Annotated in this window: 15 protein-coding genes; 11 read left to right on the forward strand and 4 right to left on the reverse strand. The window is 46.2% G+C overall.

Annotation, left to right across the window (positions count from 1 at the left end; translation table 11 throughout):
* The 4 genes from nadA to lysA form a co-directional block, all read left to right on the forward strand.
* Nucleotides 1-382, forward strand: a 382-nt coding sequence (nadA, locus tag HY877_07865) for a quinolinate synthase NadA (protein MBI5300187.1), incomplete at its 5' end; no start/stop codon positions are given.
* Nucleotides 379-1,257, forward strand: coding sequence for an RluA family pseudouridine synthase (locus tag HY877_07870; GenBank protein ID MBI5300188.1), 879 nt, complete (start codon nucleotides 379-381; stop codon nucleotides 1,255-1,257). The genes nadA and HY877_07870, both read left to right, overlap by 4 nt.
* Before the next feature lie 10 nt (nucleotides 1,258-1,267).
* Nucleotides 1,268-2,002 carry a peptidoglycan editing factor PgeF gene (pgeF, locus tag HY877_07875; GenBank protein MBI5300189.1) on the forward strand — a complete coding sequence of 245 codons (735 nt, stop codon included), beginning with the start codon at nucleotides 1,268-1,270 and terminating at the stop codon, nucleotides 2,000-2,002.
* A gap of 186 nt (nucleotides 2,003-2,188) precedes the next feature.
* Nucleotides 2,189-3,469 (forward strand): diaminopimelate decarboxylase, encoded by a 1,281-nt coding sequence (gene lysA / locus HY877_07880; protein ID MBI5300190.1) that lies wholly within the window; start codon nucleotides 2,189-2,191, stop codon nucleotides 3,467-3,469.
* On the opposite strand, the gene HY877_07885 is transcribed toward lysA, so the two are convergent.
* Entirely contained in the window at nucleotides 3,447-3,977 is a 531-nt protein-coding gene (locus tag HY877_07885; GenBank protein ID MBI5300191.1) for a hypothetical protein, read from the reverse strand. The two genes, lysA and HY877_07885, sit on opposite strands and share 23 nt — an antisense overlap.
* A gap of 220 nt (nucleotides 3,978-4,197) precedes the next feature.
* Here HY877_07885 and glmU point away from each other — a divergent pair, with 220 nt between their 5' ends.
* Genes glmU through HY877_07905 form a run of 4 tightly spaced genes read left to right on the forward strand, consistent with a single transcriptional unit; the run spans nucleotide 4,198 to nucleotide 8,446 of the window.
* The gene (gene glmU, locus HY877_07890) at nucleotides 4,198-5,622 is read left to right on the forward strand and encodes a bifunctional UDP-N-acetylglucosamine diphosphorylase/glucosamine-1-phosphate N-acetyltransferase GlmU (protein ID MBI5300192.1); all 1,425 of its coding nucleotides are present in this window, start codon (nucleotides 4,198-4,200) and stop codon (nucleotides 5,620-5,622) included.
* A 31-nt stretch (nucleotides 5,623-5,653) separates the two neighbouring features.
* The gene (gene glmS, locus HY877_07895; GenBank protein MBI5300193.1) at nucleotides 5,654-7,513 is read left to right on the forward strand and encodes a glutamine--fructose-6-phosphate transaminase (isomerizing); all 1,860 of its coding nucleotides are present in this window, start codon (nucleotides 5,654-5,656) and stop codon (nucleotides 7,511-7,513) included.
* Nucleotides 7,514-7,559: 46 nt separating this feature from the next.
* On the forward strand, nucleotides 7,560-7,889 hold the full coding sequence (locus HY877_07900; GenBank protein ID MBI5300194.1) for a hypothetical protein: 330 nt from the start codon (nucleotides 7,560-7,562) through the stop codon (nucleotides 7,887-7,889).
* A complete protein-coding gene (locus HY877_07905) occupies nucleotides 7,886-8,446 on the forward strand; it encodes a hypothetical protein (GenBank protein ID MBI5300195.1) in 561 nt (186 codons plus the stop codon). Before HY877_07900 ends, HY877_07905 begins: the two co-directional genes overlap by 4 nt.
* A 615-nt stretch (nucleotides 8,447-9,061) precedes the next feature.
* On the opposite strand, the gene HY877_07910 is transcribed toward HY877_07905, so the two are convergent.
* From HY877_07910 to HY877_07920, 3 genes are all read right to left on the reverse strand, one after another.
* Nucleotides 9,062-10,915: a hypothetical protein gene (locus HY877_07910; protein MBI5300196.1), complete on the reverse strand. Its 1,854-nt coding sequence runs from the start codon at nucleotides 10,913-10,915 to the stop codon at nucleotides 9,062-9,064.
* A gap of 152 nt (nucleotides 10,916-11,067) precedes the next feature.
* A complete protein-coding gene (locus HY877_07915; GenBank protein ID MBI5300197.1) occupies nucleotides 11,068-11,460 on the reverse strand; it encodes a retroviral-like aspartic protease family protein in 393 nt (130 codons plus the stop codon).
* Complete coding sequence (locus HY877_07920) at nucleotides 11,457-11,687, reverse strand: hypothetical protein (GenBank protein ID MBI5300198.1); 231 nt, start codon at nucleotides 11,685-11,687, stop codon at nucleotides 11,457-11,459. Before HY877_07920 ends, HY877_07915 begins: the two co-directional genes overlap by 4 nt.
* 394 nt (nucleotides 11,688-12,081) lie before the next feature.
* Between HY877_07920 and HY877_07925 the strand changes: the two genes are divergently transcribed.
* The 3 genes from HY877_07925 (at nucleotide 12,082) to HY877_07935 (ending at nucleotide 16,097) form a co-directional block, all read left to right on the forward strand.
* Complete coding sequence (locus HY877_07925) at nucleotides 12,082-14,256, forward strand: UvrD-helicase domain-containing protein (protein ID MBI5300199.1); 2,175 nt, start codon at nucleotides 12,082-12,084, stop codon at nucleotides 14,254-14,256.
* Nucleotides 14,257-14,455: 199 nt separating this feature from the next.
* Nucleotides 14,456-15,037, forward strand: a complete 582-nt coding sequence (locus tag HY877_07930) for a CDP-alcohol phosphatidyltransferase family protein (protein ID MBI5300200.1) — start codon at nucleotides 14,456-14,458, stop codon at nucleotides 15,035-15,037.
* A complete protein-coding gene (locus HY877_07935; protein MBI5300201.1) occupies nucleotides 15,018-16,097 on the forward strand; it encodes a metallophosphoesterase in 1,080 nt (359 codons plus the stop codon). The genes HY877_07930 and HY877_07935 overlap by 20 nt, the downstream gene beginning before the upstream one ends.
* Nucleotides 16,098-16,116 lie beyond the last annotated feature (19 nt).

Below are 16,116 nucleotides of genomic sequence, written 5' to 3' on the forward strand. Positions count from 1 at the left end.
AACATTCACAAAAGAAGATATCGCCGTTTATCGAAAACAATTTCCCGGGATTGAAGTGATAGCCCACCCCGAATGCTCTCCAGACGTGGTGCAGACGGCCGATTACGCCGGTTCCACTTCTGGAATGATTGATCATATTCGCCAATCGAAATCGAAAAAGATTATGCTTGTGACGGAGTGTTCCCTTTCAGACAATATTCATTCCTTGTTTCCAGAAAAAGATTTTCAGGTGCCGTGTACGATTTGTCCCCACATGAAAAAAATCACTCTCGAAAAAGTTTTGCAGAGTCTTCAGAAAGATATTTACGAAATTCTCATTCCGGAAGCGGTTGCCGTCAAAGCGCGCCAAGCTGTGGAACGGATGTTGAAAGTAAGCGCATGAGGCTCGACCTTTATCTTGTTCAAAAAAGTTCTCTTTCCCGTCATCAAGTTCAAAAAATGATTGAAGAGGGGCTTGTGAAAATTGGAGGGAGTGTTGTTTCAAAACCTTCTTTCAAAATAACGGGGACAGAAGATATTGAATATCAGTTACCTGTTTCTCAACTTCCGTTTGAACTGAAACCTGAAAAAATTCCTTTGGATATTTTGTATGAAGACGATCAGATCATTGTTATCAACAAACAAGCCGATCTGGTGATTCATCCGGCGGTGGGGCATCCTTCCGGAACTCTCGTCAATGCGCTGTTGGCCCGATACGGCACTTTGCCCGCAGGATCGGATCCCTTCAAACCGGGCATTGTTCATCGTCTGGACAAAGGGACCAGCGGTGTGATCGTGGCGGCCCGCACCGTGGAAGCCCTTACCCATTTGCAAAATCAATTCAAGGGACGTGAGGTGGAGAAAATTTATTGGGCTTTTGTTTGCGGGCAAATTACGGAAGAGGGAATTCTTGATAAACCGTTGGGGCGTTCCTCCAAAAATCGCCAAAAAATTTCTTCCCATACGAAGAAGGGGAAAGAGGCTTTGACCGAATGGAAAGTGTTGGAACGTTTTGACGGAAATTTCAGTTGGTTGGAAGTGAAGCTTCATACGGGACGAACGCATCAAATTCGCGCTCATTTTACCGAAGCGGGAAATCCTTTGATCGGAGACCCGACCTACGGGCGGATGGGGAAAAAATTGAAAGACCAGATTACAAGGCCGGCCCTGCATGCGAGAAGTCTTAGGCTTACACATCCCAAAACCGGAAAGAGAGTTTTTTTTGAGGCGCCCATGCCTGAGGATTTGCAAAAACTTTTAAGTTATCTTAAAGGATGACGGCTCAATTATGTTCTTAAACATTCAAACATTGCCGATAATTCAAGTTCCGCTTTTACAGCAATATGACTGGCTGGTGCATGGTTTTGGTACGAAAGACATCTCCATTGAAAAATATCTGTCTGCTTTCGGTGTATCTAATCCAAAAATTCCCCAGACGCACCAGATTCACAGTAAGGCTCTCCATCTTTTAACGACAAAAGAAAAAGTTTCGAGTCCGTGGTCCACGGTTTCCGGTCCGCAGTTAGAAGGAGACGCCTTTGTGACGGATGAACCCGGTATCGTTTGTTGGGTGCGGAGTGCAGACTGTCTTCCCATTTTACTCGTAGACCCTGTTCATAAAGTAGTTGGGGCGATTCATTCGGGATGGCGGGGGACGGCGCAAAAAGTTGTTACTGAAACGATTAAGGTCATGCAAAGAGAATGGAAAACGGACCCCGTCCGTTTGAAAGTGGCTTTGGGTCCCTGCATTGACGGCAGAAATTATCGGGTAAAAAACGACGTCGTCATTGCCTTTCGCGAGGCGCAGTTATCGCCCGGTCCGTGGCTTGAGGAAATTGATCCCAACCATTGGTATTTGGATATTGCCCACGCCAATCTTCATTTGTTAAAAACGATGGGTATTCCGAGAGAGTCGATTTATCTTTCTTTGGCGTGCACCGCCGCTGATCCAAACCATTTTCACTCTTTTCGCGCAGAAAAAGGAAAAAAGGGGAATCAGGTCAGTTTTGTGATGATTAAATAATGCAAATCAGAAACCCCGATTGTCATCCTGAACACATTCGCTTCGCTCAGTGTAAACTCCGTGAAGGATCTAATTGATAACAAATTAGATTCTTCGCGGAGTTTATCCTGAGCCCGAGCAGATTCTTCGCTTCGCTCAGAATGACAAAGCGAAGGGCTCAGAATGACAAATTAAAAGGTACCCTAAATGAAAATCAAGAATGACTCTATTTCTTTTGAAGAGGTGTCTGCAGAAACACTTGCAGTGCAGTATGACACCCCTCTTTATATTTACGAAGCGAATCGCATTCGCGAAAACTACCGGCGTTTGGACCAAGCCTTTCGCTCTCGCTGGCCCAAGTTTCAAATCTATTACGCCGTCAAATCCAATTCCAATCCCTCCATTATCAAACTTTTAATGGAGGAGGGGGCTTTCTGCGATTGTGCGAGCGCCAATGAAATTCTTTTAGCCCGGAAGTTGGGCGCCAGTGGTGAACAAATTTTATTTTCAGGAAATTATTTGTGCGATGAAGATTTGAAACTGGGTTTCCAATCAAAATGTCTCATCAACTTGGATGATGGCAGTCTTCTGTCGCGTCTTCTTAAACTGGGAGTTCCTGCAACCCTCAGTTTCCGCATCAATCCGGGAATCGGGAAAAGCAATGTCCACGAAAGTGATGTGATGGCCGGGAAAGAAGCCAAGTTCGGAATTTCTTTTGAACAGGCGGAGGCGGCCTATGCGAAGGCAAAAGAAGCGGGAGTGAAAAGTTTTGGGGTTCACATGATGTGTGGTTCCTGTGTGACGGATCCCGTCTATTTTGAAACGATCACTCAAAAATTGCTCGACGGGATTGGTCCAATTGCCTCCCGTTTGAAAATCCAGTTTGACTGGATTGATATCGGAGGCGGGTTTGGAATTCCCTATGAGCCGAAAGAAAAACCGCTCGATATTTCAAAAACCGCCGAGCTTGTGACGGATCTTTTAAAGAAAAAAGTCGCTGAATATAAACTCGGCGAACCCACACTGATCATTGAACCGGGGCGTTATTTGGTGGGGGATGCGGGTTTTGTGCTTGGGCGCGTGCATGCTATCAAGGAAGGATATAAAAAATTCATTGGGACCGATGTGGGGATGAATATTCTGGCGCGGCCCGTGTTGTATGGGGCGTATCACGGGATATTCGTGGAAAGGACCATGGACCATGGATCAAGGACCAAGGATCTTAAAAAAGTAACGATTTGCGGGCAGGCCTGTGAAAATGCCGATGCTTGGGCGAAGGATCGTGAGTTGCCAAAATTAAATATCGGAGATTTGATCGTCGTCGAAAATGCCGGGGCTTATGGATATGTGATGAGCTTTCCCTACAACGGGCGCCTTCGCGCCGCGGAAGTTTTGGTAGATGGTCCCACCCACAAATTAATCCGCCGCAGAGAAACTTTGGAAGATTGGATTTCGCTCTGCTCGCTTACTTCGACTCAAATGGAATAATCTGATCTCGCTCATCTATTGTGGGAGCGGATGGAGTTGCAACTGTTGACGGTTGTGTTTGGTTTTCTTTTCGATCTAAATCAAGAGGTCCGCCGTCAGTATAAGGATCTGTTGTGGCGACGCTGGTAGGTTTTTTTTGCGCCGTTTTTTTCTTTGCGGTTTTTTTCTTCTTCATCGTTACTTTTTTTGTTTCAACGGATTTTGGAGTTTCCACAACCGGTGCGGGAGCGAGCGCTTCTTCTTTCTTTACTTCTTCCGTTACAGGCATCGCGACCGGTGCGCTGTCGGCAATGGGTTTTTCATTTTCCAAATCTTCCATCACAATCTGTTTTTCGGGATGTTCTTCCGGAAGGGTTTTGCTGAGCCAGCGGTTTGAAAGATATTTCACCCCGACAACCAGACAAAACAACACAATCAATGCCGTCATATTCATCCAGAGAGAGGGGGGTCGCACTGGCTTCGGATTGATTAAGGTGATTTCGGTTAATTCATCCTGCATTTCTTCCATAAAAATCTCCCTTTTTATTGGACCATAGACAATGGACCATTGACCGTTGACAACTACTTTTTGTTTTTGGTCTGTAGTCCATGGTCCATAGTCCGAGGTACTTTCTCATTCTTGGTATCGGCAGGATTGAAAAAAGGTTGCTTCCTTTTTTATTGTGGGTATAACTCCAAAATCTTTAAATGTTCAAGTTTGTGAATCGATAAAGGGGGAGGGTTCATAAATGCCTGAAATTATTGCGGTTATTTTGGCTGGCGGGAAGGGTCAACGGATGGGCTCGGTGCTTCCAAAAGTTTTGCACCCGGTTTGTGGTCGTCCCATGATTGAATATCCCATCACTGCGGTTACTTCTGCCGGAGCAGGAAAAATTTGCATTGTCACTTCAAAAGAAAAATCAAATCCGGTTGCACAATATCTAAAAAACAAACCGAAAGTCAAACTTGCCTACCAATCTGCTCCGTTGGGAACAGCGCACGCGGTGCAATCGGCCACTTTGCATTTCAAAAATTTTAAAGGGTATGTTTTTATTTTATATGGCGACGCTCCTTTAATTCGGGCTGAAACATTAAAGAAATTTTTTGCGGAGGTTAAAAAAAGTGATGCCACATTGGGTTTTATTACTGCTGATTTAGAAAACCCGACCGGTTATGGGAGGGTTTTTCGTCAAATGGGGCAAGTGACACGCGTCGTGGAAGAAAAAGAATTAACCTCCGAAGAAAAACAGATCAAAGAATCGAATGTTGGTTTTTATTGTGTGAAGGCGGATTGGCTCTTTAAAATTTTAAAAGAATTTAAACCCCATCCCGTTACAAAGGAATATTATTTAACCGACATCATTGAATTCGCGGTAAACGAAGGAAAAAAAATTGTGGGATTTAAGGGAGAAGATGGGTCAGAATTTTTCGGGGCGAATGATCGAAACCAATTAAGTTCTATTGAAGAGTTGATGCGCAAACGCTTTACCCATCAATGGATGGCGAGTGGTGTCACTTTTGTCGATCCCAAACAAGTTTATCTCGATGCCGATGTTACTTTTGGCACTGAAACAATCGTCCACCCGCAAGTTTATCTGCGCGGGAAAACACGCATCGGAAAAAATTGCATCATCGAATGCGGTGCGGTGCTCACAGATATGGTGGTTGGGGATCATGTGCACATCAATCCGTATTGTGTTTTGGAGTCGAGCACTCTTGAAAAGGATGTTCAAGTTGGTCCTTTTGCCAGAATTCGTCCCGATTCTCATGTTGGTGCGGGGGCGCGGATCGGCAATTTTGTGGAACTGAAAAAAACGCGGCTGGGTTCCAAAGCAAAGGCGAATCATCTGACCTATCTGGGAGATGCGCATGTGGGTGCCGAAACCAATGTGGGGTGCGGAACGATTACCTGCAATTATGATGGTGCAAAAAAACACCCGACAAAAATCGGAAAAAAAGTTTTTGTGGGAAGTGACGTGCAATTTATCGCACCCGTGACGGTGGGTGATGGAGCCTTCATTGCCGCCGGTTCCACCATCACGGAAAATGTTCCGTCAAAATCACTGGCCATCGCGCGGGGCAGACAGGTGAATAAGAAAAACTGGATCAGAAAAAGGACTATGGACCATGGACTAGGGACCATAGACCGAAAACACAAGAAGAAAGGTCGATAGTCCATGGTCTATGGTCCATAGTACAAGAAATATGTGCGGCATCATTGGCTACATTGGAAATCGTGAAGCGGTAAAAGTTTTAATCGATGGACTCAAGCGTCTGGAGTATCGCGGTTATGATTCGGCAGGAGTGGCCGTACTCAACAACGGCAAAATTCAAATTGAGCGGGCCGAAGGAAAGTTAACCTGCCTTGAAGCAAAACTTAAAAAATTTAAGTCAAGGGCAGGCTTTGCCTGCCCGCGAAGCAAACTCGCAGAGTTTGCGGAGTTTAAATTGTCCGGGAATATTGGCATCGGTCACACGCGCTGGGCCACCCACGGTGTTCCCTCCGAGCGCAATGCACATCCGCATCGTGTTGGAGATGTGGTCGTGGTGCATAACGGCATCATCGAAAATTATTCTGAACTCCGTAAAAAACTAATCCAAAAAGGGTTTCGCTTTCTTTCCGAAACCGACACCGAAGTTTTTTGTCATCTCATCAATGAAGAATTGAAAAAACAATTCGATATCCAACAGGCGATTCGAAATGCCCTCACAAAAGTGCGCGGTTCCTATGCGCTTGTTGTTTTGCACGGGCAGGATCCGGAGCATCTTTATGTTGCGAGACAGAGTTCTCCACTCGTGATTGGGTTGGGGAAGGGGGAAAATTTTGTGGCGTCGGATGTCGCGGCCATTCTTCCCTACACACGCGATGTTATTTTTCTGGAAGAGGGCGAGTTGGTCACTCTTTCCCGCGAACCCATCCGCCGTGCCTCCCAGAAAATCACTTGGGATCCGCTGACGGCAGAGAAGGGCGGCTTCAAACATTTCATGCTCAAGGAAATTTTTGAACAGCCGCGTGTGGTGAACGATACATTGATGGGGCGCATTCAACCCGATAGCGGTGTGTTAACGCTGGAAGGAATTCCGAAACTATTTGGCCGGTGCGGTTTTCCTTTTCAAAAAGTGGAGATTGTGGCGTGCGGGACTTCCTATCACGCGGGGCTTGTTGGAAAATATTGGCTGGAGAGTATGGCGCGTGTGCCGGTAAATGTGAGCCTTGCCTCCGAGTTTCGTTATGCCACACCAGTCATTGATTCCAAAACGCTTGTGATTCCCATTTCGCAGTCGGGTGAAACGGCGGATACTCTTGCCGCCACAACGCAGGCAAAAAAAGAGAAGGGAAATATCTTGGCGATCTGCAATGTGCTTGGAAGTTCGCTTGCGCGCCTTGCACACACCACTTTGTACACGCACGCGGGTCCGGAAATTGGCGTTGCCTCCACCAAAGCTTTTGTTTCGCAACTAACTGTCTTGTACCTTTTAGCTCTGGAGATAGCGAAACGCCGCGGCGAATTGGATACGAATGAAGTCAGAAAAAAAATGGCTGAGCTTTGTAAAATTCCCCAGCATCTTGAATCCATTTTGAAAGGGGCAAAGATTATTAAAAAAGTGGCGAAAAATTGCATCCGTGCATCCCATTTTCTCTTCATCGCCCGCGGATCTAATTATCCGTTGGCACTGGAAGGAGCACTTAAATTAAAAGAAATTTCCTACGTGCATGCCGAAGGATTCGCCGCAGGAGAACTCAAACATGGTCCGATTGCACTTGTGGAAAAGAAAATTCCCGTGGTGGCGTTGATTCCCAAAGGGGAAACCTACGAAAAAATTCTGAGCAACGTGGAAGAGGTGAAGGCGCGCGGTGCTTTCGTAATCGCCATTTGCGAAGCAGGGGACAAACATGTATCTGAAGCAGTTGATGTCATCATCCCCATTCCCAAAACCGATCCCACGCAAACGCCTCTGCTATACACCATCCCCCTCCAACTATTCGCCTACACCATCGCCAACGAAAAAGGTTGCGATGTGGATCAACCCAGAAATTTGGCGAAAAGCGTGACGGTGGAGTGAAACTAAATACTTGAGTCGTGACGACTTAATATGTTAGTCTGTTCGTATGCTGGAAGTTCTTTTCGGAAATAAGACAAAAGAAAAGGTTCTGCTTTATCTCTATTCACACGGAGAGGGATATGCTCAGGAAATACGTCAAAAACTGGAGCTTCCCTTGCGGTCTGTTCAACTGCAACTGAAACATATGGAAGAGGGGGGGATTCTTTTTTGCCGTGAACGGGACCGCACGGTCGTTTATCAACTCAACCCGCGCTATCCTTTTTATCATGAACTGATTGCGCTTATTGAAAAGCTCATGCAGGCCATCCCTGCGGAAGTGCGAACCCGGTTTTATATGCCCCGTTTGCGCCCAAGACGCCGTGGTAAACCCTTATGAAGAAATTTCCGTGGCGCAAAATGTCTGTCGAAGAAATTGGGGCATCCGTTTGTGGTCATTTGGAAAAAGCCGGGATATCTGTTGTTTTGAGCGGGGGTGGTTGCGTCAGCATCTATTCCGATAATCAGTATCAATCAAGGGACCTTGATTTTGTCATGGGGGATTATTCGCTGAAAGAACTGGATCCCCTGATGCTTGAATTGGGATTTCAAAGAACGCAATCTCATCGGCATTATGAAAATCCGGAATGTCCCTATTTTGTTGAATTCCCCCCCGCTCCTTTGACAGTTGGTGATGAGTTTGTGACAAAAACGGCCCTCATCAAAAATAAATACGGCCGTCTTCGTTTATTAAGACCGGTTGACAGCGTGAAAGACCGGCTGGCCGCTTTTTACCATTGGAAAGACAGGCAATCTTTGGAGCAGGCATTCATGATTTGTGTGACGAAGAAAATTGACATGAAAGAACTTGCAAAATGGTCCAAAGCGGAAGGCGCCGCCGAACAGTACCAAAATTTTCAAAAAATGCTGGCTACAAGGCAGAAGCAAAAAGCATGACAGTGGGGTGATTAGAATCCGCATAAAACAACCTATTCTTTAGTTAAAATTCTGTTGTAAAGAACCTATTCTTTTGATTCTTCGCGGTGCGCGTCAGACAGGGAAAACGACGCTTGTCTAGAAGTTTGCATTGCGATTTGGTCGTCTTATGGGAGTGGTGGAAAATGGATGCCATCAGGAAGCCACGGCTCCTTGAAATCCCTGCACCAGTTTTTATGCAGGAGCGGCACAAGTCTCGGTGTTCGCGTTTGCAACAGGCCGCTTCAAATTGAAAATCATCTGCTCACCACGCCCGATGGTAAGCAGTTGAACTACAAACTTTTGTCTCTTCCCTTTTATCTGGTATTCAGACTGTCGCATATTCTTGAGTTTATTGAACCGCGGAGCCTCTAAACACCGCCGCGTGACCTCGCCAAAAGTATGACGGTGAGGTGACCCTATCACGGATTATAGCGACCTATGGCAAGCACGGTTTGTCCGGCGGTTTGCGAGCCACCCACCCCCACTGCAAGTATTTTTCCTCTGGGCAGAACCGTCAAGGCACCGATGCCATCGTTGTCGCTTCCATGTCGGTTGTGACAAGACTGGTTTGATTTGGGACAAAAGTCGCGTCCGCTATTGTGAATACTGTGGCGTCAAATAAGAACAAAAAATGCCGCCGATGCCAATCAGATCACCGTCATCGGAGAGTTGTGCCTGAAGTCCGGTCATGACTTCTTTGTCCATAGCACATGTTTGTTGTTTCAGAGAATTTGTATCTTGTTCGCCTGCTCTTGAGGTTGTTAGATCTTCTCTAGATGATGTTAGGGTTTGTAGATTCCATGATTTATAAACAAGGCCAAAACTGTTGATTTTGTCTAAATCGGCGGCCTCAAAACCAGTTGTCATGTACGGTTGTATTGTACTCCCCCCGATCCGAAATTCTTTACGATAATGGTCGTCCCATGTGGAACTATCGGAACCACAGCCTCTATCAGATAAAGCTATTTGGGATAGATTTACTCCTGAAGGTGTTATTGGGCTACATTCCAGAATTAAATAATCGATGACATCTACATATCGCCAATCTGTTATGGAAAATTTCATGATTTCCGGATCCCAGCTTGCCACAAAACCCGTGACAACATTATTGGCAGGACATTGCATGTTGCAAACTTCGCCAGATTCTCCTACCGTTCGGATGGGGTTGCCACCAAATCCGTAGACAAGAAACCACTGAAAATTATTATAGTCGAGAGTTAGAGTCTGAATAGACAATAAGGATCCGATCATGATCCCAGTGCGATCGAGGTGCAGTGTATCCGTTGGGGGATTTGTTCCCGCTCCCGTGGCAGAACCGCCGCCAGTTGTTCCCTCGCAGTCCGTTCCGAAGAAATTAAATTGGATGGGGATGGCAACAGATGCACTTTCCTCGTGATTGTCTTTAACAACTATTTCAAACCAGATCTCTTCATCGAACGAAAACTCGGTAGTACCTTCTCCTGCTGTCCTGAGTAGGAGTACATTTGAAGCACTGTTAATAAGTGGGACGTCTTCCGTCTTGAGTGTATAGGTGAGCGTGTCCTGGGCATCCGGGTCGGAAGCGGTTACGGTGAACCGAAGATGGTCGACTTCATTGGCACATCTAAAATCCGTGCTTTCAAAAGGGGATGTTGATCTTGTGTCTGCGATGATCTCCAAATCTTTTTGAGTGCGAGCCGTCGCATTTCTATCCAAAGCCTCTACTTGTATTCGTGTAATCCGGGGTGGCTGATTGGCCGCGGGGGCGGGGGGTGTGGTCCCTGCGGCAACGATTGCAACAGGAATATCATAGTTAGAAAGCCATGACGGCGTTTCTGAATCCGTTATAGATAATTTGAAAAGATAAGTCGTCCTGACATCAAGACGAAAGGACCCGGCGTCCAGCACGCCGTCTGTATTATCTGTTACAATATCTATCGGACTCACCTTAAGATCATATTTAAAAGAAGGATTCCCCGGATCGATAGTGCTCACCGTAAAAACAATTTTTGCAAATCCTGCCGGGATCAATACTGCCGGAATTGATGATCGGCTAATATCAACCGGATAAGTACTAAGAACGACGTCTTGTGCATCTTTGGTTTGTATCTTGATAGCTGTAATAGAAGGCCCCGTGACGGCTGGCGGATTTATTACCGGACCTCCTCCGGGAAGATGTGTGATATTGCCGGGTCCTGTTCCTGATATTCCCGTGGGAGGTGGCAGTGGTAATCCTTCTGGAGAGGGTCTTGCTTCAGATGTTCCAGCAGGCGGCGGCAGATTGCTGATGGTTGGGCCTGCTTGTGCTGGCTCTGTTGTGCGTGTTGCGGGCGGTTGTTGCTCGGGTACTTTTGCGATATCAGTACCCGGAGGGAGAGTGAGTGACGTGATCTCCGCGCCTTTATGCGAACACGCGGCCATCAAGAGAAATGTGAATGCGACACTAACGGCGAAAATTTTGTTCTTCATAGTTACGCTCCTATTTTTGAAACCACACCCACTTGTGTGCAAGTGCTATGCCAAAAAACGGGTATTTTTCACTCCGTCTATGTCAAAATTTTGAAGTGCGGGACTTACTTTTTTATACGGTGATCCCCTGAAAGTGGGAGTAGGGCGAAAAATTATCCGGGAAAAATTTCCATTCGTTGTTTTAGGAAATCCAAATGGATGTTGAAGTGACGCAGAAAATTAAGGCCGAGCAGGCCCCGCGCCGGCATATTCGAAGGAAGACTGTGGGCGCACACTTCAATATCATTTCTTTCAACACCCAACGTCTTGATAATCGGGACTTTTAAAAACGGCACAAATTCAATTCCGCTGGCCGTGGTGATGGCACTTTTGTCGGTGGCTTTGGACGGATCGGATCCGATCCTCAACAAAATTTCGGGTGCGATGAGTGTGAATGTGGCGCCGGTATCCAAAATGAGATTGATGGTGTGGGCATTTTTGGGACCGACGATAACGGCGGGAACAAGAATTATCTGGGATTGAAGATCAAGATGAAATTGTTTCATGATGGAAAGCAGGCGGCCATATCCTTGGGCCAGTCTTCGGAGTAAATGGTTGCCAGCAAGCCATCATATTTCATGGCTATTTTGTGAATTTCCATGGGGTCCGGGCTATGAGCAATCAGAATTCCGCTGACAGGGGTAGTCGTTGCTTCATCGAATTGCTCGACTTTTATAAGAAGCCATTCGTGATCAAATTGTTTCCGGATGTTCTCGATTTTTTGTACCTTCATCGGCAAACAGGCTAGCACGAAGAAAACGGAGCAAGCAAGGCCTTTTCATTCCATCTGCGTCAGAATTTTGAAGTGTGGGAGGCCGGCATTGCGCCGATTTTGAATTCTTCCTTGCCCATTCTCCATTGCCCATGCTAAAAATAATCGTATGTCTGCTTGGCAAAATCACATTGTTTTGGATCCTGCCGTCCTTATTCAAGCAACGTTACAATACGCAACCGATGTGCTTAAGACCGAGACCATCTTTCCGGCACCCACTGGAACCCTTGGATGAAAATTCTCATGATCCACCAAATAAGTTGTCCGGTGAGCCATAAACTGGATTCCTGCTCCCTGCCTACTGCCTGCAGGGACAAGCTTCGCAGGAATAACAAAAGAGTGTTAATTTGATTCCATGAGTTTAAACCCCCAACAATTAGAAGCGGTTAAACATGACCACGGGCCCTTGCTGATTTTGGCGGGGGCGGGGACGGGTAAAACTCGTGTTTTAACCCATCGCATTGCCCATTTGATCAAAAATTGCGGGGTTTCGCCCGGCAGAATTTTGGCGGTTACCTTTACCAACAAGGCCGCCGGCGAGATGAAAAGACGGGTGGAAGGGCTCATTGGTCCGGAAGCCCGCGACCTTTGGGTGGGTACCTTTCACTCTATCTGCGTCAAAATTTTGAGACGGCATGCGTTGTCTGCCGGCATTGCGCCGAGCTTTACAATCTATGACGCCGCGGACCAGCAGAGTGTGATGAAACAAGTAATCAAGGATTTGAATCTCGATGAAAAAAGATTTCCGCCGACGCAACTGGTCGGTCGCGTCTCGCGTTTGAAGGATCAGTTGATTACCGTGGAGATTCTGAAAAATGAAGCGTCTGATCCGTTTCAGAAAAAGTTGGCGGAGGTTTATGAAGCCTATGAAAAAATTTTGCAGGCCAACAACTCTCTGGATTTTGGCGATCTGATTTCCCGCACCGTTTTGCTTTTTGAAAAACACCCACACCTTTTGAAAGGGTATCAGGATTTGCTCCATTATATTTTGGTCGATGAATATCAGGATACCAATCGTGCCCAATACCGTTGGGTGACTCTACTTGCCGCCAAACATTTGAATCTTTGCGTGGTGGGAGACCCGGATCAGTCGATTTATCGCTGGCGCGGGGCGGATCTCAATAATATTCTCAACTTCGAAAAAGATTATCCCCACGCAAAAGTCATTCGTCTGGAACAAAATTATCGCTCTTCGCAAAACATTTTGACTGCCGCCAATGCGGTGATTCTCCACAACGAATTTCGGAAAGAAAAAAACTTGTGGAGTGAAAAACCGGATACCGCAAAAATCACGATGGTCAGCGTCAACAGCGAAAAAGAAGAGGCGCTTTATATTGTGAGTCAACTTCGCCACCTTCATGAGACTCAAAAAATTCCGTATAGCGAGATGGCCTGTTTTTATCGAACCAATGCCCAGTCGCGCCCGCTGGAAGAAATTCTGCGAATGTCGGGAATCCCTTACATGATTTACGGCGGTTTGCGTTTTTATGAACGCGCCGAAATTAAAGATGCACACGCCTATTTGCGCGTGCTCATGCATCCGGGCGATAGTGTGGCTTTAAAGCGAATCATCAATGTGCCGACGCGGGGTATTGGCAAAACAACGATTGAAAAAATTGAAGGCCTCGCTTCGGGGCAGGGGATTTCTTTTTATGAAGCGGCTCAAAAGGTTGATCACCAAAAATTGCAAGAGTTTATGAAATGGTTTTTCAAAATGCAGGAGTTTGTTGCCGCCAACGGAGTAACTCCGAACGGAGCAACTCCGGTTGAAATTTTGCAAAAAGTTTTGGAGACCAGTGGTTATTTGACGTCGTTAACCATGCAAGGATCGACTGAAGCCCAAGAACGAATGGCGAACCTCAATGAATTGGTTGCGAGCATCGCCGATTTTTCAACCCTTCAAAATTATCTCGATCATGTCGCCCTGATTTCGGATCTGGATCAATCTTCGGAGGGAGGAGTCATTTCTTTGATGACGCTTCATTTGGCGAAAGGGCTGGAGTTTCAGGCGGTGGGGCTTGTTGGATTGGAAGAGGGACTTCTGCCGCACGCCCGCTCCATGGATGAATTGGAAGAACTCGAAGAAGAGCGCAGACTTTTTTATGTCGGCATGACGCGCGCGAAGGAATATCTATGGCTCTCTCATGCGTGGCGGCGTTATATGAACGGGCAAGAGCAATACAGTTTGCCTTCAAGATTTTTGGAAGAAATTCCAGAAGATTTGATGGAAGTGGTGGAGAACAGCCGGGGGTATGGAGACCATAGACCATGGACTATGGACCATGAAGAGGAGAATGACGATTTTGATCAGAGGAGTTGGCAAGAACGAAGAACCAAGAACGAAGAACCAAGAACCCAAATAAAACCCACCGGCTACCGCATTGGCGTCAAGGTGAAGCATCCTGATTTTGGCGTTGGCTATATTGCCGCGTCGGAGAAAACAAGTCTTGGTGAAAAAGTAACGGTCAAATTTTCCAACGGAATGATCAAAAAACTAATCGCCGAGTATGCCCACCTTGAAAAAGTGTAACCCTTATAATGAATGTGGTTAAAAAGTTGTGTGAGGGAGTTTTGGGGTTTCGCGCAGGCAATTTTAACAAACGGGATATAAAGCCAAAATTGCCGAGCGATAAGCGGGCCCGACGGGACGACCCGTCGGGAACCGCGGCCCCAAAACTCCCTCACACAACTTTTTAACCACTTCCATATTAGCCCATTGACCATGAACTATGGCCATGGCATTTATTGAGACGACTATGAGCCTTGCTGATTGGTTGACGCTTTTGCGTCTCATTCTTGTTCCCTTCATTCTCATCTGTTTTCTTCAGGGAAATTACCGGTGTGCCTTTGTTCTATTTGTGATTGCCGGTGTAACCGATCTCATTGATGGTTCCGTCGCCAGATGGCTCAAAAGACAAACCAAAGTGGGCGCCATTCTGGATCCCGTTGCCGACAAGGCTCTAATGGTAACAACCGTGGCCTGCCTTCTGATTTTAAAAGTGGTTCCGCTCTGGTTTTTTCTTTTGCTGGCCCTTCGTGACGTTTCCATTTTGGCAGGGCTTGCCTATTTTCAGATTCGCAAAATTGAAATTGAGCTGAAACCCTTATGGTCCAGCAAGTTGGCCACACTGGTTAATCTGGTAACCGTCATTTTGGGATTCACGTTGATTCTGGGATATCCCCTTCATTTTTGGTTCCGGATTTCTCTGACCATTTCGACTCTTTTGATTGTGTTGAGCTTCATCCAATATGGCTTGATGGGTTTGAAAATTATCCGGAAAAAAATCTCACATGGCACGACAGCGCTATAAAATTATTTTAAGTGATCTTCATTTAAGCTCGGGTGCTTTGAACGAGGATGGAACCTGTAATTTGGTGGAAGAATTTTTCTATGATGACCAGTTCACGGAATTTTTGGAACATTATTGTTCCGAACCGTACGCGAAAACCGATGTTGAATTGATCTTCAACGGAGATGCTCTCAACCATCTCAATACCAGTGCCGATGAACCCGAAGCCGATTTTTTATCGGAGCGAGTAACGCTCGAAAGAACCAAAGCCATCATCGAGGGACATCCCAAATTTTTTGATGCGTTAGCGGCCTTTGCGCGGAAACCGAACCGGTCCGTTGTTTATCTGATGGGCAATCACGACATCGGAGTGGCTTGGCCCAAAGTGCAACAGCTTCTGAAAGAGCGGGTGGGTTCCAATTTGCGTTTTATTTTGGACAGCTACGAGGTTGATCGCCTTCACATTGAACATGGCAACCGTTTTCTGGCCGACAACCGTGTTGATCTGGACAACTTGTATTTGACGAGGGGAAGAGAAGAACCGGTTTTGAAAATGCCGTGGGGTTCTTTTTTTGTGATTCATTTTATCAATCCGCTCAAAAAAGAGAGACCCTACATTGGAAAAGTTTATCCGTTTAAATTTTATTTGCGATGGGCTTTGATCCACGACACTTTTTTCGCGCTGAAAACCATCAGTCGTTTGATTTTTTATTTTTTGAAAATCAATTTCAGCCGAGACCCGCGCCGCAACTTTTCCCTTTTTGATACGTGGAAAATTTTACGGGAGTTTTCTTTTCCCTACAATCTCGACAAAGAGGCTAAAAAATTGCTTTTTTCCAATCCCGATATTCGGTTGGTTACTTTTGGGCACACTCATCATGCGAGCTATAGACTGTTTGCCCCCGGCAAGGAATATATCAACACTGGTTGTTGGAATGATCTGATCGGGCTTGATTTGAGCAGTCTGGGAAGACAACTGCGGCTGACATTCGCGGAAATTTCCTATGATGACAAAGGCCTGCCACGTGCTTCACTTAAGGAGTGGAAGGGGGAGCACCGCGTGATGTCAGAAATTCATTAGGGAACCTTCGCAAACTGCC

Source organism: Deltaproteobacteria bacterium (assembly GCA_016213065.1).
GTDB lineage: Bacteria > UBA10199 > UBA10199 > SPLOWO2-01-44-7 > SPLOWO2-01-44-7 > JACRBV01.

What these genes read in the sequence shown, in the direction of transcription:
- HY877_07870 (MBI5300188.1), top strand. Translation starts at nt 379, where the DNA reads ATGAGGCTCGACCTTTATCTTGTTCAAAAAAGTTCTCTTTCCCGTCAT.
- pgeF (MBI5300189.1), top strand. Translation starts at nt 1,268, where the DNA reads ATGTTCTTAAACATTCAAACATTGCCGATAATTCAAGTTCCGCTTTTA.
- lysA (MBI5300190.1), top strand. Translation starts at nt 2,189, where the DNA reads ATGAAAATCAAGAATGACTCTATTTCTTTTGAAGAGGTGTCTGCAGAA.
- HY877_07885 (MBI5300191.1), bottom strand. Translation starts at nt 3,977, where the DNA reads ATGGAAGAAATGCAGGATGAATTAACCGAAATCACCTTAATCAATCCG.
- glmU (MBI5300192.1), top strand. Translation starts at nt 4,198, where the DNA reads ATGCCTGAAATTATTGCGGTTATTTTGGCTGGCGGGAAGGGTCAACGG.
- glmS (MBI5300193.1), top strand. Translation starts at nt 5,654, where the DNA reads ATGTGCGGCATCATTGGCTACATTGGAAATCGTGAAGCGGTAAAAGTT.
- HY877_07900 (MBI5300194.1), top strand. Translation starts at nt 7,560, where the DNA reads ATGCTGGAAGTTCTTTTCGGAAATAAGACAAAAGAAAAGGTTCTGCTT.
- HY877_07905 (MBI5300195.1), top strand. Translation starts at nt 7,886, where the DNA reads ATGAAGAAATTTCCGTGGCGCAAAATGTCTGTCGAAGAAATTGGGGCA.
- HY877_07910 (MBI5300196.1), bottom strand. Translation starts at nt 10,915, where the DNA reads ATGAAGAACAAAATTTTCGCCGTTAGTGTCGCATTCACATTTCTCTTG.
- HY877_07915 (MBI5300197.1), bottom strand. Translation starts at nt 11,460, where the DNA reads ATGAAACAATTTCATCTTGATCTTCAATCCCAGATAATTCTTGTTCCC.
- HY877_07920 (MBI5300198.1), bottom strand. Translation starts at nt 11,687, where the DNA reads ATGAAGGTACAAAAAATCGAGAACATCCGGAAACAATTTGATCACGAA.
- HY877_07925 (MBI5300199.1), top strand. Translation starts at nt 12,082, where the DNA reads ATGAGTTTAAACCCCCAACAATTAGAAGCGGTTAAACATGACCACGGG.
- HY877_07930 (MBI5300200.1), top strand. Translation starts at nt 14,456, where the DNA reads ATGGCCATGGCATTTATTGAGACGACTATGAGCCTTGCTGATTGGTTG.
- HY877_07935 (MBI5300201.1), top strand. Translation starts at nt 15,018, where the DNA reads ATGGCACGACAGCGCTATAAAATTATTTTAAGTGATCTTCATTTAAGC.